This is a genomic window from Echinicola jeungdonensis, from assembly GCF_030409905.1.
GTDB lineage: Bacteria > Bacteroidota > Bacteroidia > Cytophagales > Cyclobacteriaceae > Echinicola > Echinicola jeungdonensis.
This window is the reverse complement of record NZ_JAUFQT010000001.1, coordinates 1,583,730-1,603,098: the sequence shown is the minus strand read 5'-3', so window position 1 is coordinate 1,603,098 and position 19,369 is coordinate 1,583,730. Positions and strand designations below refer to the sequence as shown.

Annotated in this window: 19 protein-coding genes; 12 read left to right on the top strand and 7 right to left on the bottom strand. The window is 39.6% G+C overall.

Annotated elements, in window-relative coordinates:
- Nucleotides 1-49: 49 nt before the first annotated feature.
- The 3 genes from glmS to QWY93_RS06775 are packed head-to-tail and all read right to left on the bottom strand — an operon-like array spanning nt 50 to nt 4,085.
- A complete protein-coding gene (glmS, locus tag QWY93_RS06785) occupies nt 50-1,891 on the bottom strand; it encodes a glutamine--fructose-6-phosphate transaminase (isomerizing) (RefSeq protein ID WP_290247416.1) in 1,842 nt (613 codons plus the stop codon).
- A gap of 39 nt (nt 1,892-1,930) precedes the next feature.
- The gene (locus tag QWY93_RS06780; RefSeq protein WP_290247415.1) at nt 1,931-3,310 is read right to left on the bottom strand and encodes a DUF4270 family protein; all 1,380 of its coding nucleotides are present in this window, start codon (nt 3,308-3,310) and stop codon (nt 1,931-1,933) included.
- Nucleotides 3,270-4,085, bottom strand: coding sequence for a glycogen/starch synthase (locus tag QWY93_RS06775; protein ID WP_290247414.1), 816 nt, complete (start codon nt 4,083-4,085; stop codon nt 3,270-3,272). The genes QWY93_RS06780 and QWY93_RS06775 overlap by 41 nt, the downstream gene beginning before the upstream one ends.
- Nucleotides 4,086-4,212: 127 nt before the next feature.
- Between QWY93_RS06775 and panC the strand changes: the two genes are divergently transcribed.
- From panC to QWY93_RS06745, 6 genes are all read left to right on the top strand, one after another.
- Nucleotides 4,213-5,073 (top strand): pantoate--beta-alanine ligase, encoded by an 861-nt coding sequence (panC, locus tag QWY93_RS06770; RefSeq protein ID WP_290247413.1) that lies wholly within the window; start codon nt 4,213-4,215, stop codon nt 5,071-5,073.
- A gap of 27 nt (nt 5,074-5,100) precedes the next feature.
- The gene (gene panD / locus QWY93_RS06765; RefSeq protein ID WP_290247412.1) at nt 5,101-5,445 is read left to right on the top strand and encodes an aspartate 1-decarboxylase; all 345 of its coding nucleotides are present in this window, start codon (nt 5,101-5,103) and stop codon (nt 5,443-5,445) included.
- 6 nt (nt 5,446-5,451) lie between these two features.
- Nucleotides 5,452-6,468, top strand: a complete 1,017-nt coding sequence (locus QWY93_RS06760) for a lysylphosphatidylglycerol synthase transmembrane domain-containing protein (RefSeq protein ID WP_290247411.1) — start codon at nt 5,452-5,454, stop codon at nt 6,466-6,468.
- Between the two features lie 19 nt (nt 6,469-6,487).
- Nucleotides 6,488-7,177 (top strand): zinc metallopeptidase, encoded by a 690-nt coding sequence (locus QWY93_RS06755; protein ID WP_290247410.1) that lies wholly within the window; start codon nt 6,488-6,490, stop codon nt 7,175-7,177.
- A gap of 98 nt (nt 7,178-7,275) precedes the next feature.
- Nucleotides 7,276-8,415, top strand: coding sequence for an acyl-CoA dehydrogenase (locus QWY93_RS06750; protein WP_290247409.1), 1,140 nt, complete (start codon nt 7,276-7,278; stop codon nt 8,413-8,415).
- Between the two features lie 140 nt (nt 8,416-8,555).
- A complete protein-coding gene (locus QWY93_RS06745; protein ID WP_290247408.1) occupies nt 8,556-9,488 on the top strand; it encodes a helix-turn-helix domain-containing protein in 933 nt (310 codons plus the stop codon).
- Here QWY93_RS06745 and QWY93_RS06740 read toward each other — a convergent pair.
- The 4 genes from QWY93_RS06740 to QWY93_RS06725 form a co-directional block, all read right to left on the bottom strand.
- Nucleotides 9,468-10,247: a phosphoglycerol geranylgeranyltransferase gene (locus QWY93_RS06740; RefSeq protein WP_290247407.1), complete on the bottom strand. Its 780-nt coding sequence runs from the start codon at nt 10,245-10,247 to the stop codon at nt 9,468-9,470. The two genes, QWY93_RS06745 and QWY93_RS06740, sit on opposite strands and share 21 nt — an antisense overlap.
- Nucleotides 10,237-10,599 carry a hypothetical protein gene (locus tag QWY93_RS06735; protein WP_290247406.1) on the bottom strand — a complete coding sequence of 121 codons (363 nt, stop codon included), beginning with the start codon at nt 10,597-10,599 and terminating at the stop codon, nt 10,237-10,239. Before QWY93_RS06735 ends, QWY93_RS06740 begins: the two co-directional genes overlap by 11 nt.
- Nucleotides 10,592-10,951, bottom strand: coding sequence for a phage holin family protein (locus QWY93_RS06730; RefSeq protein WP_290247405.1), 360 nt, complete (start codon nt 10,949-10,951; stop codon nt 10,592-10,594). Before QWY93_RS06730 ends, QWY93_RS06735 begins: the two co-directional genes overlap by 8 nt.
- Before the next feature lie 90 nt (nt 10,952-11,041).
- The gene (locus QWY93_RS06725; protein ID WP_290247404.1) at nt 11,042-11,635 is read right to left on the bottom strand and encodes a YkgJ family cysteine cluster protein; all 594 of its coding nucleotides are present in this window, start codon (nt 11,633-11,635) and stop codon (nt 11,042-11,044) included.
- Between the two features lie 196 nt (nt 11,636-11,831).
- Between QWY93_RS06725 and QWY93_RS06720 the strand changes: the two genes are divergently transcribed.
- The 6 genes from QWY93_RS06720 (at nt 11,832) to QWY93_RS06695 (ending at nt 19,314) form a co-directional block, all read left to right on the top strand.
- Nucleotides 11,832-12,566 carry an LOG family protein gene (locus QWY93_RS06720; RefSeq protein WP_290247403.1) on the top strand — a complete coding sequence of 245 codons (735 nt, stop codon included), beginning with the start codon at nt 11,832-11,834 and terminating at the stop codon, nt 12,564-12,566.
- Between the two features lie 2 nt (nt 12,567-12,568).
- Nucleotides 12,569-13,501, top strand: coding sequence for a lytic transglycosylase domain-containing protein (locus QWY93_RS06715; RefSeq protein WP_290247402.1), 933 nt, complete (start codon nt 12,569-12,571; stop codon nt 13,499-13,501).
- A gap of 144 nt (nt 13,502-13,645) precedes the next feature.
- Nucleotides 13,646-16,483 (top strand): excinuclease ABC subunit UvrA, encoded by a 2,838-nt coding sequence (uvrA, locus tag QWY93_RS06710; protein ID WP_290247401.1) that lies wholly within the window; start codon nt 13,646-13,648, stop codon nt 16,481-16,483.
- Between the two features lie 102 nt (nt 16,484-16,585).
- A complete protein-coding gene (locus QWY93_RS06705) occupies nt 16,586-17,647 on the top strand; it encodes a sensor histidine kinase (RefSeq protein WP_290247400.1) in 1,062 nt (353 codons plus the stop codon).
- 1 nt (nt 17,648) lies between these two features.
- Nucleotides 17,649-18,395, top strand: a complete 747-nt coding sequence (locus QWY93_RS06700; protein ID WP_290247398.1) for a LytR/AlgR family response regulator transcription factor — start codon at nt 17,649-17,651, stop codon at nt 18,393-18,395.
- A gap of 163 nt (nt 18,396-18,558) precedes the next feature.
- A complete protein-coding gene (locus QWY93_RS06695; protein WP_290247397.1) occupies nt 18,559-19,314 on the top strand; it encodes a LytR/AlgR family response regulator transcription factor in 756 nt (251 codons plus the stop codon).
- Nucleotides 19,315-19,369: the final 55 nt, after the last annotated feature.

Genomic DNA, 19,369 nt, shown 5'->3' with positions numbered 1-19,369 from the left:
AGGCTCCAAATTAAAAATTTGGAGCCTTTGTAATATTTCTTAAAAGATTTTATTCCACCGTTACAGATTTGGCCAGATTTCTGGGTTGATCCACATTGCAACCTCTCATTACAGCAATATGGTAAGAAAGGAGTTGAAGCGGAATCACAGAAATCAAAGGAACGAACGCTTCGTGGGATGAAGGGATTTCAATGGTATGGTCGGCCATTTTCTTCACCATTGTATCCCCTTCTGTCACTACGGCAATGATTTTTCCTTTTCTCGCTTTCACTTCCTGGATATTGCTCACTACTTTTTCATAAGAGCTGTCTCTTGTTGCAATAAATACAACAGGCATTTCCTCGTCAATAAGTGCAATAGGCCCATGTTTCATTTCCGCTGCAGGATATCCTTCCGCATGGATATAAGAAATCTCTTTTAACTTCAATGCTCCCTCCAGAGCAACAGGGAAGTTATATCCCCTACCCAGGTAAAGGAAATTTCTGACATCCTTAAATTGCTTTGCGATTTCTTCCACCTGGGAATTAAGCGCTAATGCTTTCTCTACTTTGGCAGGAACCGTTTCCAATTCGTGGAGAAATTGGATAAATTGTCCTTCTGGAAGAGTACCCCTTTGATATCCCAGCATTAGGGCCATCATTGAAAGAACGGATATTTGGGCAGTAAATGCCTTGGTTGAGGCAACACCAATTTCCGGTCCGGCATGGGTATAAGATCCAGCATGTGTTGCCCGTGCAATGGAAGACCCAACCACATTACACACCCCAAAGATGGTTGCTCCTTTTGATTTGGCCAGCTCGATGGCAGCCAATGTATCGGCTGTTTCTCCGGATTGAGAAATGGCGATCACAAAATCCCTTTCATTAATCACCGGGTTTCTGTATCTGAATTCAGAAGCATATTCTACCTCAACAGGTATTCTGGCAAATTCTTCAAATAAATACTCAGCTACCAGACCAGCGTGCCATGAAGTTCCACAAGCTGTGATGATGATCCTGTGAGCATTTTGGAATTTTTTCATATAATCCCGCAAACCTCCAAGAACCAACCTTCCGGATTTAACATCCAAACGGCCCCTCATACAATCTGCAATTGACCTTGGCTGTTCGTATATCTCCTTCAACATAAAATGGTCAAAACCACCTTTCTCAATGGCTTCCAGTTCCATGTCCAACTGGTTGATATAGGGGTGAGTTTCTACATTTTCAATGGTTTTGATCTGAAGGTTGTTGTTCCGGATTACTGCAATTTCATAATCGTCCAAATACACCACTTGGTTGGTATATTCAATAATTGGGGTCGCATCAGATGCTAGGAAATATTCCTCTTTCCCAACACCAATAACTAAAGGGGATCCTTTTCTTGCGGCTATCAAAGTATCAGGTTCCTCTTTGTTCATCAGGACAATGGCATAAGCACCTACCACTTTTTGAAGGGCAAGTCTTACCGCTTCCTCAAGGCTGCACTGATTTTTTTTATAAATGTCCTCAATGAAATTAATGAAAACTTCCGAATCTGTTTCACTGTGGAATTTATACCCCTTATTGATGAGGTCTGTCTTAATCACTTCGTAATTTTCAATGATGCCATTATGGATCATGGCAAAATTTTCCGAAGAGGAATAATGAGGGTGGGCATTCACATCATTGGGTTCCCCATGGGTTGCCCACCTTGTATGGCCAATCCCAATAAGAGACTTTAGATTAGCGTTATCTTTTAGTGAATTTTCTAATTCAGAAACCTTGCCTTTTTTCTTGTAAACACTTAGTCCAGAGTCATTTAATAAAGCCACTCCAGCACTATCATAACCTCTGTATTCTAGCCTTTTCAGGCCTTTGATGATGATAGGCAAAGCGTCCTGCTTGCCTACATATGCCACAATTCCACACATAAAAATAGAAATTTAATGGGGTAAGAAGTTTTTTGATTTTTAACGTAATTTGGAATAGTAAATTTTTAGAGAAATCGAATTTTGATTGACGATATACTCTCTCAAAGATCTTACCAAATCATTTATGTAACTTGGATTTGATGGGGTTCTGGGATAAAGGAGCAAGTCGGTCCTATCCAACTCATCAAATCTGTACAAGGCATTAATGTAGGAAGTGATTTGTTGTTGATAAATATATTTTTCTGAATCAAAAATCAAAGCACTTGACCCGCCTGAAGAAACTGCAGGAATATAATTTCCCTCACTGTCGGTGGCAACTTGAGGAGCGTTTTCTCTCTGTACAGAAAGCAAAGCCCCATCCGCCTCCCGGGTTTGGATTTTGTTGTTTTCATCTGCAAAATACATAATCAGATTACTTGGTGGTAATTTGCTGTCAGAAAAATTTTCCGTTGGCCCCATCTCCAAGCTTGCCTGATTGAGGTTTATATTATGGGCGGTATCCAAAAATGTCCTCAATGGTTCCATATCTAACTTCAGAATTAGGCCTAAATTGGCCTTGCTACCAGCTAATTCACCGGGGTCATAAGCTGTATTTGGCACTTGTACGATTTCAGTTGGCGTTCCTGTGCGGTCACTAATTACACCGTTAAAATGTCTTGATTGGAAAGTCGTAATATTGTATGCGGTGGATGTGGTATCTCCTTCACTATGGTAATACAACCTCATCCCTGTGCTACTTCCCATTTGAATAGTAAGGGTGGTTTCCTCATCCGGGTTTCCTTTTAAGGCAAAGCCAGGAAAATAATCCCTAAAAGTGAAGATATTCTCAAAAACAGGATCATTATTCTGTAATTTTGAGAATAGGTCCTGGGCAAAGGCCTCTTCAACCACCATTGAAACGGTTGTATCTGAATTGGCTTCCAGTTCAAAGGATCCTGTTGCAAAAGCAGTTTCTTCATAGGCCAATTGATCAAAATTATAATAAACTGTGTCCAAGATGGGCTCGGTCAATTGGTGTGCGGAAAAGGACTTGAGCTCATCCATATCCTCACTGGTGAGACCTATAATGTTCAGATCAAATCTCGCTGAATCAAAAATAGCATCTTCCCCAGGTTTGGTGGTGACAGGGTTAAAAGCCATTCGACTGTACCCTATTGATTCGGTCCGGCCAAAATAGGAACTAATGTCCCCTCCTGCAACCAGAACACTGCTATTGGTGGTATTGACGGAATCTATCAACACCAAAGAAGCAGAAAGGGGTATTTCTTTATAGAAAACCCCTATCTGATTTGTGTTTGGATCCAGTTCCAGGCCGATATCTGTTGGATCGGTACATGAACTGGCAAATGTCAATGAAAGTAATAAGGAGCAAGCCAGTTTAGCCGGCAAGTTCGTTATAGATGTTGTAGTAACTTTCAAAAAGTTGTTCTTTTTCGTCTTCGTTGTTAATCTCACACTTTTTGTCTTTAGAGCACTCTTCAATTAGTTGATTAAGACTTTCAGATATTTCGTCACCTTTGACTACCCCATCGGCATACTCCATGCCAATTTTAAGGAATCCTTCATAGTCCTTCGACTTGAGTGGGGCTAAAATGCTGTCATCGATATCCACCATTTTTACCTTTTCCAACAAGTCATCGCCAAATTTATGATTAAATCCGTTATTATAAATAGCAAAGACGGATTTTGTGTCCTTGAATAATGGCTCGTTTTTATAAGTGGTTTTTAGGTACAATGGAATCAAGCTGGTCATCCAGTCATTACAGTGGACAATATCAGGAGCCCAACCTAATTTTTTGACAGTTTCAATTACACCTTTACAGAAGAAAATAGCTCTTTCATCATTATCTTCATAGAATTTTTCTTGCTTATCAAAGAAAACACTCTTTCTTTGGAAGTAATCTTCATTATCTATAAAGTAAACCTGAAGTTTGGCATTAGGAATTGAAGCCACTTTGATGATCAATGGCTTTTCTTCCTCCCCTACTGATATATTGATACCGGAAAGCCTTACTACTTCATGCAACCTGTTCTTTCTTTCGTTGATCAAACCAAATCTTGGAACAAGAATGCGGATTTCCATTCCCTTTTCCTGCATGGCCTGAGGTAGGGCCCTCACGAAGTTGGCCACTTCTGAAGTTTGAAGGAATGGATTAATTTCACTGGCAACGTAGAGAATACGAAGTTTAGACATATCTTGTTTTTTTAGTTGAGGGATAATACGGGACTACAAAGGTACAAAAAAAAACGTAAAAATCCATTGTATTTATCCAGAATAATTTACTTTTGCCTCTATTTTGGTATAAGTAAATCCTGGTGTTTTGAAAATCCTCCATACAAAAGAAGAAGTAAAATCCGCCTTACTGGCCCATAGGAAGGAAAATAATTCCATAGGGTTGGTTCCTACAATGGGTGCTTTGCATGATGGGCACATTTCATTAGTAAAACATGCGAGGTCACACGCAGATATTACCATAACTTCCATTTTTGTCAATCCTATTCAATTTAACAATCCATCAGACCTGGAACATTATCCGAGAACCCTGGAAAAGGATTTGGAATTGCTGGAAAATAAAGGTGTGGATTATGTCTTTTTGCCAGAAATAGAAGAAATGTACCAAGAGGAAACACTTTTAAAGTTTGACTTTGGGTATTTGGAAAACACCTTGGAGGGGGAGTTTCGGCCAAGCCATTTTAATGGTGTAGGGATAGTGGTTTCAAAGCTCTTTCACATAGTCCAGCCTGATTATGCCTATTTTGGCCAAAAGGACTTGCAGCAAGTGGCTATTATCAAAAGGTTGGTAAAAGACCTTTCATTTGATGTGAAAGTGGAAGTGGTCCCAACTATTAGGGAAAAAGATGGTTTGGCCATGTCTTCCAGAAATGTTAGGCTTGGAGAAGAGGAGCGAAAAGCCGCTTTGTTATTATTTAATTCCCTTAATTTGGCAAAAGATGAACTATTAAAGGGTATAAGTTGGTTGGAGGTAAAGGAAAAAGTTCTAAGCAAGTTTGATCAGGAGCCACTGGCCAAACTGGAGTATTTTGAATTAGTGGAAACTGATTCTTTAAAAAAGCTGAATAGCTTCAACCCCAGGGAATTAGATGATACTAAAAAATACTCGGTTTGTATGGCTTCTTTTATTGGAGAAGTGAGACTTATCGACAATTTACCAATATATTGATTAAATTTGCGGTAAAATTAAAATAGCATGCAAATTCAGTTATTGAAATCCAAGATTCACCGTGTTAAGATTACCCAGGCCGAATTACATTATGTGGGAAGCATTACCATAGATGAAGAATTGATGGAAGCGGCCAATATCATTGAAAATGAAAAGGTGCAAATTGTCAATGTAAACAATGGTGAAAGGCTGGAAACCTATGTGATCAAAGGAGAAAGAGGTAGTGGAATGGTTTGCCTGAATGGCCCCGCAGCTAGGAAAGCCCAAGTGGGAGATGTTGTGATTATTATTTCTTATGCAACTATGGATTTCGAAGAAGCCAAAAAATATAAACCCCTGGTGGTATTTCCAGATGATTCTAATAAATTATAATAAATATTGAGACTTAGTACTAAGCAATGGATCCAAGTAGGCATTTCCTTGGTGGTAGCCATTTGGATCTTTTGGTTTTTGTATAAAGATGTGAAAATGGAAAGCCTGTTGGAAGCACTTCAGCAGGCTTCTCTCTTTTGGATCTTTATGTCTGTATTTATTTCCGTATTAGGTTATGGGCTCCGGGCATGGCGTTGGAAGCTCCTCATTGAAGGGGATGTTGGCAAAAAGGTAAAATCATCTCATTCCTTTTGGGCATTGATGGTGGGCTATTTGGTTAATCTCCTGGTTCCCCGGGCAGGCGAAGTGGCCCGTTGCGGGGTGCTAAAAAGAACCGATAATCTTCAGGTAAGTAAATTGCTGGGTACAGTGATTTTGGAAAGGATGATAGATTTATTGTTTTTGCTCGGGGTAATGGTTCTTGCCTTTGTAGTTGAACATGAAGTTTTTGTCCAATTAGCTGGAGATCTGGTCAGTTTAGAAACCTTGGCAGTAAGCCTAAAAAGTTACATGCCCCTTTTGTTGGGAGGGGTGATCCTTATTGGAATCATCCTAAATTGGGTTAGGAAAAGGTACAGGGACCATGGACTGGTCCAAAAATTCCAACATTTTATGCGGGAATTTTTTCAGGGAATGAAAAGCCTTCGGCAAGTTACCCATCCCAAAAGTTTTTGGATGGCCTCTACTTGTATTTGGATCATTTATTTTTTGATGATGTACTTTGTGGCCATTGCCATTCCAAGCACTGCCAATTTGTCCCCTTCCGCTGTTTTGATGGTCATGGTGATGGGAAGTATCGGCATGATAGCTCCTGTTCAGGGGGGGATTGGAACTTTTCATGCACTTGTAGCTTTTATTTTGATGACATATGGTCTTACTGAAGAGGAAGGCAAAATTATTGCTGTGATCATCCACAGCAGTCAGGTTTTAACGGTGCTGTTATTGGGTGCCTTAGGATTATTTATGGTAGCAAAAATTACCTTGGTAGCAAAACTAAAGCCTGAGAAGTTACGTAGTAAATAAGGTTTTAAACAACAAGAATATGCTATTAATTTTAATTGTCGTAGTATTTGCGATTATTGGCTATGTGGTAAGTAAACGCCTGAAGGGTAAATTCAGGAAGTACTCACAGATTGCCCTGAAAGCTAATTTGTCCGGTAAGGAAATTGCCGAATTAATGTTAGCAGATCATGGTATAAGTAATGTGCAAGTCAATTGTGTAGAGGGAAAACTTACAGACCACTATAACCCACAGAACAGAACGGTAAATCTTAGCCCGGATGTTTATTACGGAAGGAATGCCGCTGCTACAGCCGTTTCTGCTCACGAATGCGGTCACGCTGTGCAACATGCGAAAGCCTATTCCTGGCTTCAATTGAGGTCTGCCATGGTACCCCTTCAAAATGCTAGCGGGAGAATTTTAAATATTGTATTGATTGCCTCCTTGTTTGGGGGCTTTTTGATCGGCTTGCCTTATGAATTCATTGGGGCCATTGTGGTCGGGGCTTATGGTATCATGACCCTTTTCACACTTGTGACCCTTCCAGTGGAATTTGATGCCAGCCGCAGGGCATTGGCGTGGGTTCAAGAAAGGAATATTGTAACCGAAAAAGAATATGGAATGTCCAAGGATGCTTTGAAATGGGCAGCGATGACCTATGTGGTTGCTGCATTGGCCTCACTGGCTACCTTGGCTTATTATATATTCGTTTTCTTTGGAGCGAGAGATTAATAATCCAAATACATAATATCATTAGAGAAAGGGGCAAGAAATTGCCCCTTTTGTTTTTTTAAGCTATATTCCTGAAGCAACCAAGCCCAAAAACCCAAATGAATTTTGAGCTAACCGAAGAGCAAATGGCGGTCCAACAGGCAGCAAGGGATTTTGCCAATAGTGAATTACTTCCTGGGGTAATAGAAAGGGATTCACAAGGGAAATTCCCCCATAGACAGGTGAAAAATATGGCCGAATTGGGTTTTATGGGTATGATGGTGGATCCCAAATATCTTGGTGGGGGTATGGATACCATTTCTTATGCCTTGGCCTTGGAAGAAATTTCCAAAATTGATGCTTCAGCAGCCGTTATCATGTCAGTGAACAATTCTTTGGTTTGTTGGGGCCTGGAAAAGTACGGGTCCATTGAGCAAAAAGAAAAATACTTGAAGGGTCTGGCCAGTGGAAAAAAATTGGGTGCATTTTGTCTATCAGAACCTGAAGCAGGTTCTGATGCCACTTCCCAAAAAACTACAGCGGTCAAGCAAGGGGATCATTACTTGATTAATGGTACTAAAAATTGGATTACTAATGGTGGATCGGCCGATATTTATTTGGTTATGGCCCAGACTGATCCTCAAAAAGGCTACAAAGGAATATCCACCTTTATTTTGGAAAAAGGGATGAAGGGTTTTACTGTGGGAAAGAAAGAGGAAAAATTGGGAATTAGAAGTTCAGATACCCATTCCCTTATGTTTACCGATGTAAAAGTACCCTTGGCCAACAGGATTAGTGAAGAGGGTTTTGGTTTTACTTTTGCCATGGAGACTTTGGATGGAGGAAGGATTGGCATTGCAGCCCAGGCATTGGGAATTGCATCCGGGGCATATGAATTGGCTTTGTCTTATGCTAAGGAGCGAAAAACTTTTGGAAAAGCCATCAGCCAACATCAAGCCATACAGTTTAAACTTGCCGATATGGCTACCGAAATAGAGGCTGCTCGTTTGTTGGTAATGAAAGCTTCCCGCCTTAAAGACCAAGGAAAACCTTTTTCACAGGAAAGTGCGATGGCCAAGTTGTATGCTTCTCAAGTCGCCATGGACGTTACAATAGAGGCGGTTCAGGTTCATGGAGGGTATGGGTATGTTAAGGAATACCATGTAGAACGGCTTTTGAGGGATGCTAAAATTACCCAGATTTATGAAGGTACCTCCGAAATTCAAAAAATAGTGATATCTAGGAACCTATTAAGATAAAAATTGTCCAATTTGAAAAAAGCGGCATAATCATTAATATTTATATCTTTTTTTTATTTAGGCTAATTTTTTCTTTATTTTTGTAATAAGATAATAGAAAAAATTATACTTTTAAAGGGTAAACTAAAAAGGCATCAGCCATGGAATATTACAATAAAGTCATAGAATCTGTAGGTGTACGGTTCACGAGAGGCAATAACTATAAAGTTGAACGACCAGTTACCATTACAGATTATGTGGACAGTGAAAATACTTTAATCCTATTGCACCATGGTTCCCTTAAATTTGGGGATGAACAAGAATTGGTTAATGAAGGCGAAATCCTTTTTGTTCCTGCTGGAAGGGCTTGTAGAATTTCGTATGGCACGGTTACCAAAAGAAATGAACTTTCTAATGAAAATTTTATAGAAAATAAGAAAAAGCACCTTCAATCCATTAGTTTTAAAGACATCAAAAACGTTGAAGAAGATTGTGTTACTCAATTAAGCTTTGAAGCCAAGGTTTTTGATGTGGTTAATTTTTTTAATTCTTTAGGGATTCCTCCATTTATTATCAGGTTCAATGATAAAATTGCCGCTATCATAGAAGATGTTGTAAAAGAGTCTGAACAAAATACTCCCGGAAAAGAAAGGGTAATTAAACTCCATACCGAATTATTAGTAGTGGAGCTGGTTCGTCATATTTTGAAAAACAGGCTATTTGTGGAAGAAATGTCTACCAACAGCACTTATTTCAAAGATCCCCGATTGATCGATATGTTCAATTATATCAAGAAAAATATTGGGGGCGATTTGTCCAATAAGGTTTTAGCTAAGGTGGCCAATGTATCAGAAGATTATGTAGGGCAATATTTCAAAATGTTGACAGGCATCAATCCCCAAGATTATATTGAATACCAAAGAATGGAAGCAGCTGTAGAGCTGCTTAGAACTACCAAAAAGAGCATCCGTGATATTGGTAAGGAAGTGGGGTACAAAGATACCGCCTATTTCTGCAGGAGATTTAAGATGATGTATGGATTGCCGGCAGGAAAAATGAGAAGGAGAGAGTCCCTAATTAACGTGCAGGGATAAGTTATAAAGATGAAGATAATCCAAAGCCCCGGTCAAAAGATCGGGGCTTTTTTCTACGCCATTACCCATTACAACCAAGTCTGCCCCTGCAGACCAGGCTTTTTTCGCTTTATCCACTGAGTCTATACCCCCTCCCACTATCAAGGGACAATGGGTATTGTTTTTTACTCCTTTGATCAATTTCTGGGACACTGGATTTTTGGCTCCACTTCCTGCATCCATAAATAAATACTGTAATCCCAAAAAAGACCCTGCCAAGGCAGTAGCCACGGCCAAAGTGGGTTTATCATTGGGAAGTGGAACGGTTTGGCTGAGATAATGTACACTGGTCAAGGACCCACCATCCACCAGCATATAGCCCGTGGGCAAAATTTCCAGCTTTGATTTTGCTAATAATGGTGCCGCCGCAACATGTTGTCCAATTAAAAATTCAGGGTTTCTTCCTGAAATTAAGGAAATGAACAAAATTCCATCCGCAGCTTTGCTGACTTGGTTTACATGGCCTGGAAATAAAAGGACCGGAATTTCTTTACATTCATTTTTGATGGTTTCAATGGTCAGGTCGATGTTTTTTTCTGTGACCTGACTGCCCCCTACAAAAACAAAATCAGCCCCCCCACTCTGGGCAATGTTGGTAATGTTTTTTAGTTTATCAAGGTTTTGGCTTTTTTCGGGGTCAATAAGCAAAGCCAGACCTTTTTTTCCGGTCTGGCGTAGATGTTGCAACCTTTGGGCTATTCCCTTGGTATTATTTACCATGCGCTTGGCGTTTTTTTAATTCTTCGATCAATTTTTCTTTTCCCAAAGCCAATAATACCAAAAAAAGTCTTTTGCCCAGGCCTCCCATAATTGAGGCCTTTTTCCTTTTTGTTTTATTTAGAACTCTGCTGTCAATAAGTCCTTTTTCCTCAAGGGCACGGAGAATATCGTCTGTCTTGTCCTTTTTTTTGCCCTTAATAGCCCGGGTAATGCCATAGGACAGCAGACCTCCAGCCAATACAGCCCCCCCTACTTTTGCATAGGAACCCACTTCTTTGGAAGAAAATCCAAGTTGCTGCTGGAGTTCTTTTTCCAGATCCTCCGCTTGTTGTCTCAAGTCTAAATCAGTCATTGGTCTTTTTGTTATTCTTTGAGAAAAAGACAAACTTTTTCAAAACATTCTGAATCCCATTCTGTAATCCCCTTTGGTCTTTGATAATATAGAGGATTAAAAAGAACAATAAATAAATTAAGGCCACATATAAAAAACCCAGGTAATTGGAATAGGTTAGTTCACCAAAATAAAAAGCCAAGGCCAAGCTTGCAAATAATAGCACCAAAATAGATGCAATTACCATGAGGATTAAGATGGTGATCCTAGTGACTATGGATGACAACTCTTCTTCTATATCCTTTTTCAGAATTTGTATTCTAACTTCAATCAGTTTTTTGATTGTATTGCCGATTTCGGAGAAGTTTAGCATTATCCTATTGTTATTATTAAAAATTTATTCAAAAAAAAGGTTTGGAATACAATATACATTAAAACCTCGCTTCAAAAAATTTTCCTGGGGTCATACTGCCTCTCCTTCCGTATAAAAATAATATGACAATACCGCTTCAATGGATTTTTGAATGGCCTTATTGATGGGGATTTGTTGGCCAGCTAGATGATAGTCAATGGAATAAAGCTGAAGGTAAAAGTCCCTGGATATTGGAATGTTCAAACCGTTTGTTAGTTTTTCTGATAAAGAAAAAAATTCCTGGGCCTTTTTTTCTTTTAATAACTTGCAGGTTATCAATTCCCTTTTTCCGTTTTTGTTCAATCTGGCTGCATTCCCAAAAAGCCTGCAAATAAGGCCTCTTTGGGCATAAAAGGAACATTTACCCGCATCCTGGCTGGGACTTAACTGTTTTAATATTATACAAAAGGCTTCCGGCTTCCTAGAAGTAATTTGATCCAGGGTTTCCTCTGCTTTTCCCAATCGGTGTAGTTCAAATGCCAAGGGAAGAAATTCCAACACTGTCGCTGAAACATTGGGTTGGGAACAACATTGGCTGCACCCCTTGAAACAATTGAGTTTGGATTGGCATGTGTATTTTTGGGTTTCCATTTCCAGTTGATTGAATAACTCAATGACTGCCTGGGACTTTTCCTTTAAATTCATAAACATTGTTAAAAAACGCACGAAAGTAGGTCTGTAATTGTTGTTTTGCAACAGGTTGTGGAGAAATGAAGGGTTTTGTTAATAAAAAATTATTATGAAGGGAATTTTCTTTTTATTATGAAAAAAAACTAAATTCCTTATAAGAAAAACGGCCGTTTTAAGCTTAAAAAGTGTTAAGTTTTTTAATAAAGTGAAGATGAGGGAAGAATCAGATAAATTAGAATTGACAGAAGAAGAAAGAATTAGAAGGGCATTTAAAGAAAAAGATTGGAGTGAAATAAAAAGTGCCAACTCCTGGGTTATTTTTAAAGTAATGTCCGAATTTGTGGAAGGATTTGAAAAACTGGCCAAAATAGGGCCTTGTGTTTCTATATTTGGATCCTCGAGAACCCCTCAGGAGGATAAATATTATCAAATTGCAGAAGAAATTGCGGCCAAACTCGTTCGGCATGGATATGGGGTGATTACTGGAGGTGGTCCAGGGATTATGGAAGCCGGTAACAAAGGAGCCCACCAAGCCAAGGGAAAATCAGTTGGCCTTAATATACAGTTGCCTTTTGAACAGTTCAACAACATATATATCGATCAGGACAAACTGATCACCTTTGATTACTTTTTTGTCCGCAAAGTCATGTTTGTTAAATATGCCCAGGGCTTTATAGTCCTTCCAGGTGGATTTGGAACCATGGATGAATTATTTGAAGCCATGACCCTGATCCAGACCAAGAAAATTGGCCGTTTTCCCATAGTTTTGGTGGGAAAAGAATTTTGGGGTGGACTGATCCAATGGATAAAGGAAATTATGATGGAAAAACATCGAAATATCAGTCCAGAGGATCTGGACCTTTTTTCGGTGGTGGATTCAGCATCCGAAGCCGTAAAAGTCATTGATGAATTTTACACCAAATATTTGTTGTCTCCCAACTTTTGATTTTGAGAAAATACCATTTAATCTTCATATATGGCTTAATTGCCATTCAGTTTGTCCTGTTGTTTATATTAATAGCCCAAAAGAATGGATATGGTGGTCTGGGCCAAAAGTTTCAAAATCAAGAGGGTGGCCGTATTTCAGTTCGTCCCGATGTTTCCCTATTCCCCTTGCCTGAAAATTTGGAATTTGCCGGGGAAGAAGTTCCCTTGGACCAACCTGATATTTTAGAGCGTTGGGAGCGCGAGATTTATGTCAATGTTTCCTGGGAATCCAATACCTTATTAATGATGAAAAGGGCAGGGAAATATCTGCCAAGGATCAGGGAAATCCTAGTTGAGAACCATATTCCAAAGGATTTCCAGTATGTGGCCTTGGTGGAGTCAGGTCTTAGAAATGTGGTCTCCCCGGCAGGTGCAAGAGGTTTTTGGCAGTTTTTGGAAGGGACAGCTAAGCAATATGGCCTAGAGGTCAATGAAGAGGTAGATGAACGGTACCATTGGGAAAAGGCCACCTCGGCTGCTTGCCAGTATTTCCAGGATAGTTATGACAGGTTTGGAAATTGGACTTCAGTTGCTGCCAGTTATAATATGGGCAGAAGAGGGCTTACCCGGAGGATGAATGACCAAATTATGCCCGATTATTATGGCCTGCTCTTAAATGAGGAAACCAGCCGGTATGTTTTTCGGGTTTTGGCCTTTAAAGAAATTTTTGAAAACCCTGGTTATTATGGGTATAATATAAGGGATAAGGATAAATACCACCTTCCTACTTTTAGGAATATAAGGGTAACCAATAGTATCGATGATTTGGCAAAATGGGCCAGGGAACAAAATAGTACCTACAAAGAATTGAAGCTTTATAATCCATGGTTGAGAACTGGACAATTAACGCTAAAAAAAGGAGAGGAGTACGAAATCAAATTACCTAAAAAATAACCGGGAGAGGTACAATCAGTTATGAGCCAGAAAATTAACAAACCAAAAGGAAGAAAAATCGGATTAAAGGTTACTGTAATGGTATTCCGTGAATATTCCATATTTTTGTCAATTGATTAACTTATTCAGGGAAAGCATCCTTTCATGACGAAAACAAAAGCAGCGGTAGAAGAGCAAATTGAGATCTATGGAGCCAGGGAGCATAATCTCAAGAATATAGACCTTATTATTCCAAGAAATAAATTGGTGGTGATTACGGGGCTAAGCGGTAGCGGTAAGAGCTCCCTGGCCTTTGACACCATTTATTCAGAGGGTCAGAGGAGGTATATGGAAAGCTTTTCCGCCTATGCCCGCTCATTTTTAGGGGGTATGGAAAGACCAGATGTGGATAAGATCAACGGGCTTTCCCCTGTGATCTCCATCGAACAAAAAACCACTTCCAAAAACCCTCGGTCCACGGTGGGAACGGTGACCGAGATTTATGACTTTATGCGTTTGCTATTTGCCCGGGCAGGAGAAGCTTACTCCTACCTTTCTGGCAAAAAAATGGTTCGTCAGACCGAGGATCAGATCATTGAACAGATTTTTGCTAACCTTAAGGGGAAAAAACTATATATTCTTGCTCCTGTAGTAAAAGGAAGAAAAGGGCATTACCGGGAATTGTTTGAGCAAATCCGAAAAATGGGTTTTTCAAAAGTCCGGGTGGATGGTGTGGTTATGGAGGTGGTCCCGAAAATGCAGGTGGACAGATATAAAATCCATGATATAGAAATTGTGGTGGATCGTGTGGTTGCGGAGAAGGATGATCAGTACCGCATTACCCAATCCCTAAAAACAGCCCTTCAACATGGAAAAGGGGTGATTATGCTCAGGGAGGAGGATGGGAATTTGCATCATTTCTCAAAATACTTGATGGATCCCACTACAGGCCTCAGTTATGATGAGCCTGCTCCAAATACCTTTTCCTTCAACAGCCCTTATGGTGCCTGCCATACCTGTAATGGTTTGGGTGTAATTGGGGAGATTACCAAAGAAAATATTATCCCAAATCCTAAACTCAGCATTTCCAGAGGTGGCATCGCCCCCCTGGGTGAGTACAGGGATATTTGGATATTCAAAAAAATAGATGCCATCCTAAAAAGGTTTAAAACAAGTATTTCTACGCCGATCGAAAAGTTGGATCCGGAAATATTAGATGTGTTGCTTTATGGGGATAATATGGATGTGGAGGTGGACTCGGTGAAATACCCCGGAACCAAATGGAATACTTCTTTTGAAGGAATTGTCAATTTCCTGAAAAAACAACAAGAAGGAGGTACAGAAAAGACACAAAGGTGGGTAAGTGATTTTACCACCACAAGGGACTGTCCTGATTGCGAAGGTTTTCGCTTGAAAAAAGAAGCCCTCCATTTTTTGATCGCCGGAAAGCATATTGGGCAACTTGCCATGATGGATATCCGGCAATTGGGGAATTGGTTTGAGAACCTGGAAGAAAACTTGACTGAAAAACAAAAGTTAATTGGATCGGAAGTATTAAAGGAGATACGCAAAAGGATAGGTTTTTTATTGGACATTGGCTTGGATTATCTTTCCCTTAACAGGCCTTTGAAAACCCTTTCCGGAGGAGAGGCCCAAAGGATCAGGTTGGCCACTCAAATTGGTACCCAACTGGTAGGGGTATTGTACATTTTGGATGAACCGAGTATCGGACTCCATCAGCGGGACAATGTCAAATTAATTAAAGCCCTTCAGGATTTAAGGGATTTGGGCAATTCGGTTTTGGTAGTGGAGCATGATAAGGATATGATGCTCGAGTCAGATTATGTGGTGGATATGGGTCCTGGAGCAGGAAGACATGGTGGCCATATTGTGGCCAAAGGTAGCCCCCAGGAAATTTTAGAACAAAATAGCCTTACTGCAAAATACCTCAATGGACAGGAATCCATTCCTGTGCCTGATCAAAGGAGAAATGGTTCGGGAAATAGCCTGGAACTCAAACATGCTTGCGGCCATAATCTTAAAAATGTAAATCTAAAACTACCCTTGGGGACCATGATATGCGTAACTGGGGTTTCAGGAAGTGGCAAGAGTTCCCTGATTCACGAAACCTTGTTTCCTTTGATGAACCGTCATTTTTACCGTTCCAAAAGAGAACCTTTGGAACATGGTAGCATTGAAGGGTTGGAACATTTGGATAAAGTCATTGAGGTGGACCAGTCCCCCATTGGCAGGACTCCCCGGTCCAATCCAGCAACTTATACCGGTGTTTTTACTGATATTAGGGCTTTGTTCACCGGGCTTCCAGAGGCCAAGATTCGTGGATACAAACCGGGTAGGTTTTCATTCAATGTAAAAGGAGGCCGTTGTGAGGATTGTGAAGGGGCTGGCATGAAATTAATTGAAATGGATTTCCTTCCGGATGTACATATACCTTGTGAAACCTGTAAGGGTAAGCGATATAATCGAGAAACCTTGGAAGTAAGGTTTAAAGGAAAATCCATTGCTGATGTTTTGGATATGACAGTAGAACAGGCAGTGGAATTCTTTGATCACCAACCAAAAATCCTCAGGAAAATTCAAACCCTGAATGATGTGGGTTTGGGGTATATCACCCTTGGGCAACATGCAACCACTCTTTCAGGTGGTGAGGCCCAGCGGGTAAAATTGGCTACAGAGCTTTCCAAAAAAGATACCGGTAAGACTTTCTATATACTTGATGAGCCCACTACAGGATTGCATTTTCAAGACATTGAACATTTGCTTGCGGTATTGAACCGGTTGGTGGAAAAAGGAAATACAGTACTGATCATTGAACATAACCTGGATGTGATTAAGGTAGCGGACCATATTATTGACTTGGGTCCAGAAGGTGGAGATAAAGGGGGTGAGATCATTACCCAAGGGACACCTGAAGAGGTATGTCAACATCCCAGCAGTTATACAGCAAAATTTTTGAAAATGGAATTAGGCCAGGAAGCTTGATACAATAAATTCAAAACCAAGCATTTTCCTTTTAGCATGCTGGTTCCCCATTGATAAAAAAAGCTTATCCACTTCCATGGACTTGAGTATATTTGGAATAGCATGGATAGAACCCGTTTATATTGGATATTGCAGGTTTTGGGTTGGTCAAGTTTCGCAGTGATCAACTTATTTTTTGTTTCCCTGATCCGTGGAATTACTTCTGTACAGATAGGAGCATATTTTTCCTTGGGTGCTTTTTATTTATTATCCACCCACCTATTCCGATATGTGATTAAAACTCATGGTTGGTTTAATTTTAGTCTGACCAAATTGCTGGTAAATGGGGCATTAGCTCTTATTGCCCTAAGTTTTGCCAATGTAATTGCCACAGTACTGATAAACTGGCTGTTTGGCATTTTACGGGTGCAGGAAGACCTACAGCCCTCTGTTTTGTTAGTCAATATGTTCATCAGTTTTTTGTATTATATCCTTTGGGCAATGATGTATTTCTTATATCATTTTCTGGAAAATTATAATACTACCCTAAAATACCAGGCCAGGATCAATGAGATAAAGCTCAATCAACTAAGAAATCAGCTGAACCCCCATTTTATTTTCAATGCCCTCAATAGTGTCCGCGCACTGATAGATGAAAATCCTCCTAAATCTAAATCTGCTATTACCCAGCTCAGCAACATCCTGAGATACTCCCTTATCATGGATAAAAAAAGAACCATTGACTTTAAGGATGAGATCAATATTGTAAGGGATTATTTGAATTTGGAAAGCATTCGTTTTGAGGAGCGGCTTCAGGTTGAATATGAAATTGAGGAAAAAGCCTATCAATATAAAATTCCACCACTGATGTTACAGACCATTGTGGAAAATGCCATCAAACATGGTATTTCTAATAGAATGGAAGGGGGGAGTATCTTGATCCAGTGCTACATTGGCTTGAGTGAAGACCTTTATATTAGGGTAAAAAATACCGGACAACTAAAGGGGGGGCATGGCCGAAAAAATGATGGTAGCGGACATGGTATTTCCAATACCATTCAAAGGTTGAAATTGATTTATGGAAACCGGGCATCTTTTAATATTAAGAACAGTGAAACAGGTTTTGTCGTAACTGAAATTAAAATTCCCAAGTTGCTTATTAAAATAGAAAAAAATAAAAGATAACATGCGAGCATTAGTAATCGATGATGAAAGATTGGCCAGAAAGGAGTTGATCAATCTGCTTTCTGAAATGGAAAAGATTGATGTGGTCGGGGAGGCAGTTAATGTAGAAGATGCCAAAATCAAAATAGCTGAGCTGAAACCTGATGTCCTGTTTTTGGACATTCAGATGCCCGAAAAAAGTGGGTTTGACCTTCTGGCAGAGTTGGAATCCGTTCCTCATGTCATTTTTACCACTGCTTATGATGAGTTTGCCCTAAAAGCTTTCCAAGTGAATGCATTGGATTATTTATTAAAGCCCATTGAACCAGGCAGGCTTTCAGAAGCTATTCAGAAACTGTCAGAAAAAATAAAAGATTCCAACAAAGAAATAGAGGATAAAACAACAGATTCCGCAGATCAGGAAAATAAAGTTCTTTCACTAGATGATCAGGTTTTTGTAAAGGATGGAGACCGTTGCTGGTTTGTAAGGCTATCCAATATCCGTTTGTTTGAATCTGATGGTAACTATATTAAAGTTTATTTTGACAAAAACAGGCCTATGATCCATAAATCCCTCAATGCCCTTGATGAGCGTTTGGATGATAAATCATTTTTCAGGGCCAGTAGAAAACATATTATAAATTTAAGCTGGGTAGAAGAGATTGAGCCTTGGTTCAATGGGGGACTTGTGGTAACCCTTAAAGGGGGTGAAAGAATTGAAGTTAGCAGGCGGCAAGCAGCAAGATTTAAAGACATGATGAGTTTATAGGATAAAAAATGTAGTTCTTAAATTGTTTTTTTGGATTAATATATTGATTTTCAATATTAAATAATGTAATTAGTACATACTCCTACAGATAATTATTTGATAATAAAGATGATAAGTTTTTATAAGGTCAAAATCAACTAATAAAGAACTACATTAAATTCATATGAAAGAGGAAAGAATACTGATTGTAGAGGACGACCCGGATATTGCTGAAAATATTGAGGAAATCCTTGAACTCTTGGGCTATGTAAATATTGACATTGCCAATTCTGCCAACCAAGCTATCAAGGTGATAAAAAAATACCGGCCAGATCTGGTTTTTATGGATATTAAGCTGAAAGGAGATAAGGACGGTATTGAGTTGGGAGAAATCATCCAACAAATGGTGGATGCGCCAATAGTATATGTGACCTCCTACAGTGACCCAACAATTATTGAAAGGGCAAAAAGAATACATCCGGCAGGATTTATTGTGAAACCTTTCAATACCAATGATATTCATGCTATAGTGGAAATTGTCCTTTATAACCGGAGGACCAATGTTACACAACCGGATGGGGCTGCCAAGCCGCCTCTAGAGAGCCCATATCTGGTGACAGATGCGGTTTATATTAAATCAGATAATGCTTATGAAAGGGTAGAATACGAGGATATTTATTATGTGGAGGCCAATGGGAATATGGTGACCATTTATACTAAGAACCGTAACTATACAATTAGAAAATCTATGAAAGACATGGAAGAAAAACTTCCTTCACAGCAATTTTTAAGGGTTCAGAAATCCTACATTGTCCAATTGGGGCAAATTGAAAGTTTTAGCACCCGCGAGATTAATTTGAAAACAGGGGCCACCGTACAGGTAGGCCGGCAATATTATAACAGCTTTCTGGCCAAGTTAAATACCATAACAGAGAGTTAAAAATTACCCATTTAATAAACCCAAAATTCAAAAGGGTGGGCTTTCACAGTCCACC

What these genes read in the sequence shown, in the direction of transcription:
- glmS (WP_290247416.1), bottom strand. Translation starts at nt 1,891, where the DNA reads ATGTGTGGAATTGTGGCATATGTAGGCAAGCAGGACGCTTTGCCTATC.
- QWY93_RS06775 (WP_290247414.1), bottom strand. Translation starts at nt 4,085, where the DNA reads ATGTCTAAACTTCGTATTCTCTACGTTGCCAGTGAAATTAATCCATTC.
- panD (WP_290247412.1), top strand. Translation starts at nt 5,101, where the DNA reads ATGCAAATTCAGTTATTGAAATCCAAGATTCACCGTGTTAAGATTACC.
- QWY93_RS06755 (WP_290247410.1), top strand. Translation starts at nt 6,488, where the DNA reads ATGCTATTAATTTTAATTGTCGTAGTATTTGCGATTATTGGCTATGTG.
- QWY93_RS06750 (WP_290247409.1), top strand. Translation starts at nt 7,276, where the DNA reads ATGAATTTTGAGCTAACCGAAGAGCAAATGGCGGTCCAACAGGCAGCA.
- QWY93_RS06745 (WP_290247408.1), top strand. Translation starts at nt 8,556, where the DNA reads ATGGAATATTACAATAAAGTCATAGAATCTGTAGGTGTACGGTTCACG.
- QWY93_RS06740 (WP_290247407.1), bottom strand. Translation starts at nt 10,247, where the DNA reads ATGGTAAATAATACCAAGGGAATAGCCCAAAGGTTGCAACATCTACGC.
- QWY93_RS06735 (WP_290247406.1), bottom strand. Translation starts at nt 10,599, where the DNA reads ATGACTGATTTAGACTTGAGACAACAAGCGGAGGATCTGGAAAAAGAA.
- QWY93_RS06730 (WP_290247405.1), bottom strand. Translation starts at nt 10,951, where the DNA reads ATGCTAAACTTCTCCGAAATCGGCAATACAATCAAAAAACTGATTGAA.
- QWY93_RS06725 (WP_290247404.1), bottom strand. Translation starts at nt 11,635, where the DNA reads ATGAATTTAAAGGAAAAGTCCCAGGCAGTCATTGAGTTATTCAATCAA.
- QWY93_RS06720 (WP_290247403.1), top strand. Translation starts at nt 11,832, where the DNA reads ATGAGGGAAGAATCAGATAAATTAGAATTGACAGAAGAAGAAAGAATT.
- uvrA (WP_290247401.1), top strand. Translation starts at nt 13,646, where the DNA reads ATGACGAAAACAAAAGCAGCGGTAGAAGAGCAAATTGAGATCTATGGA.
- QWY93_RS06705 (WP_290247400.1), top strand. Translation starts at nt 16,586, where the DNA reads ATGGATAGAACCCGTTTATATTGGATATTGCAGGTTTTGGGTTGGTCA.
- QWY93_RS06700 (WP_290247398.1), top strand. Translation starts at nt 17,649, where the DNA reads ATGCGAGCATTAGTAATCGATGATGAAAGATTGGCCAGAAAGGAGTTG.
- QWY93_RS06695 (WP_290247397.1), top strand. Translation starts at nt 18,559, where the DNA reads ATGAAAGAGGAAAGAATACTGATTGTAGAGGACGACCCGGATATTGCT.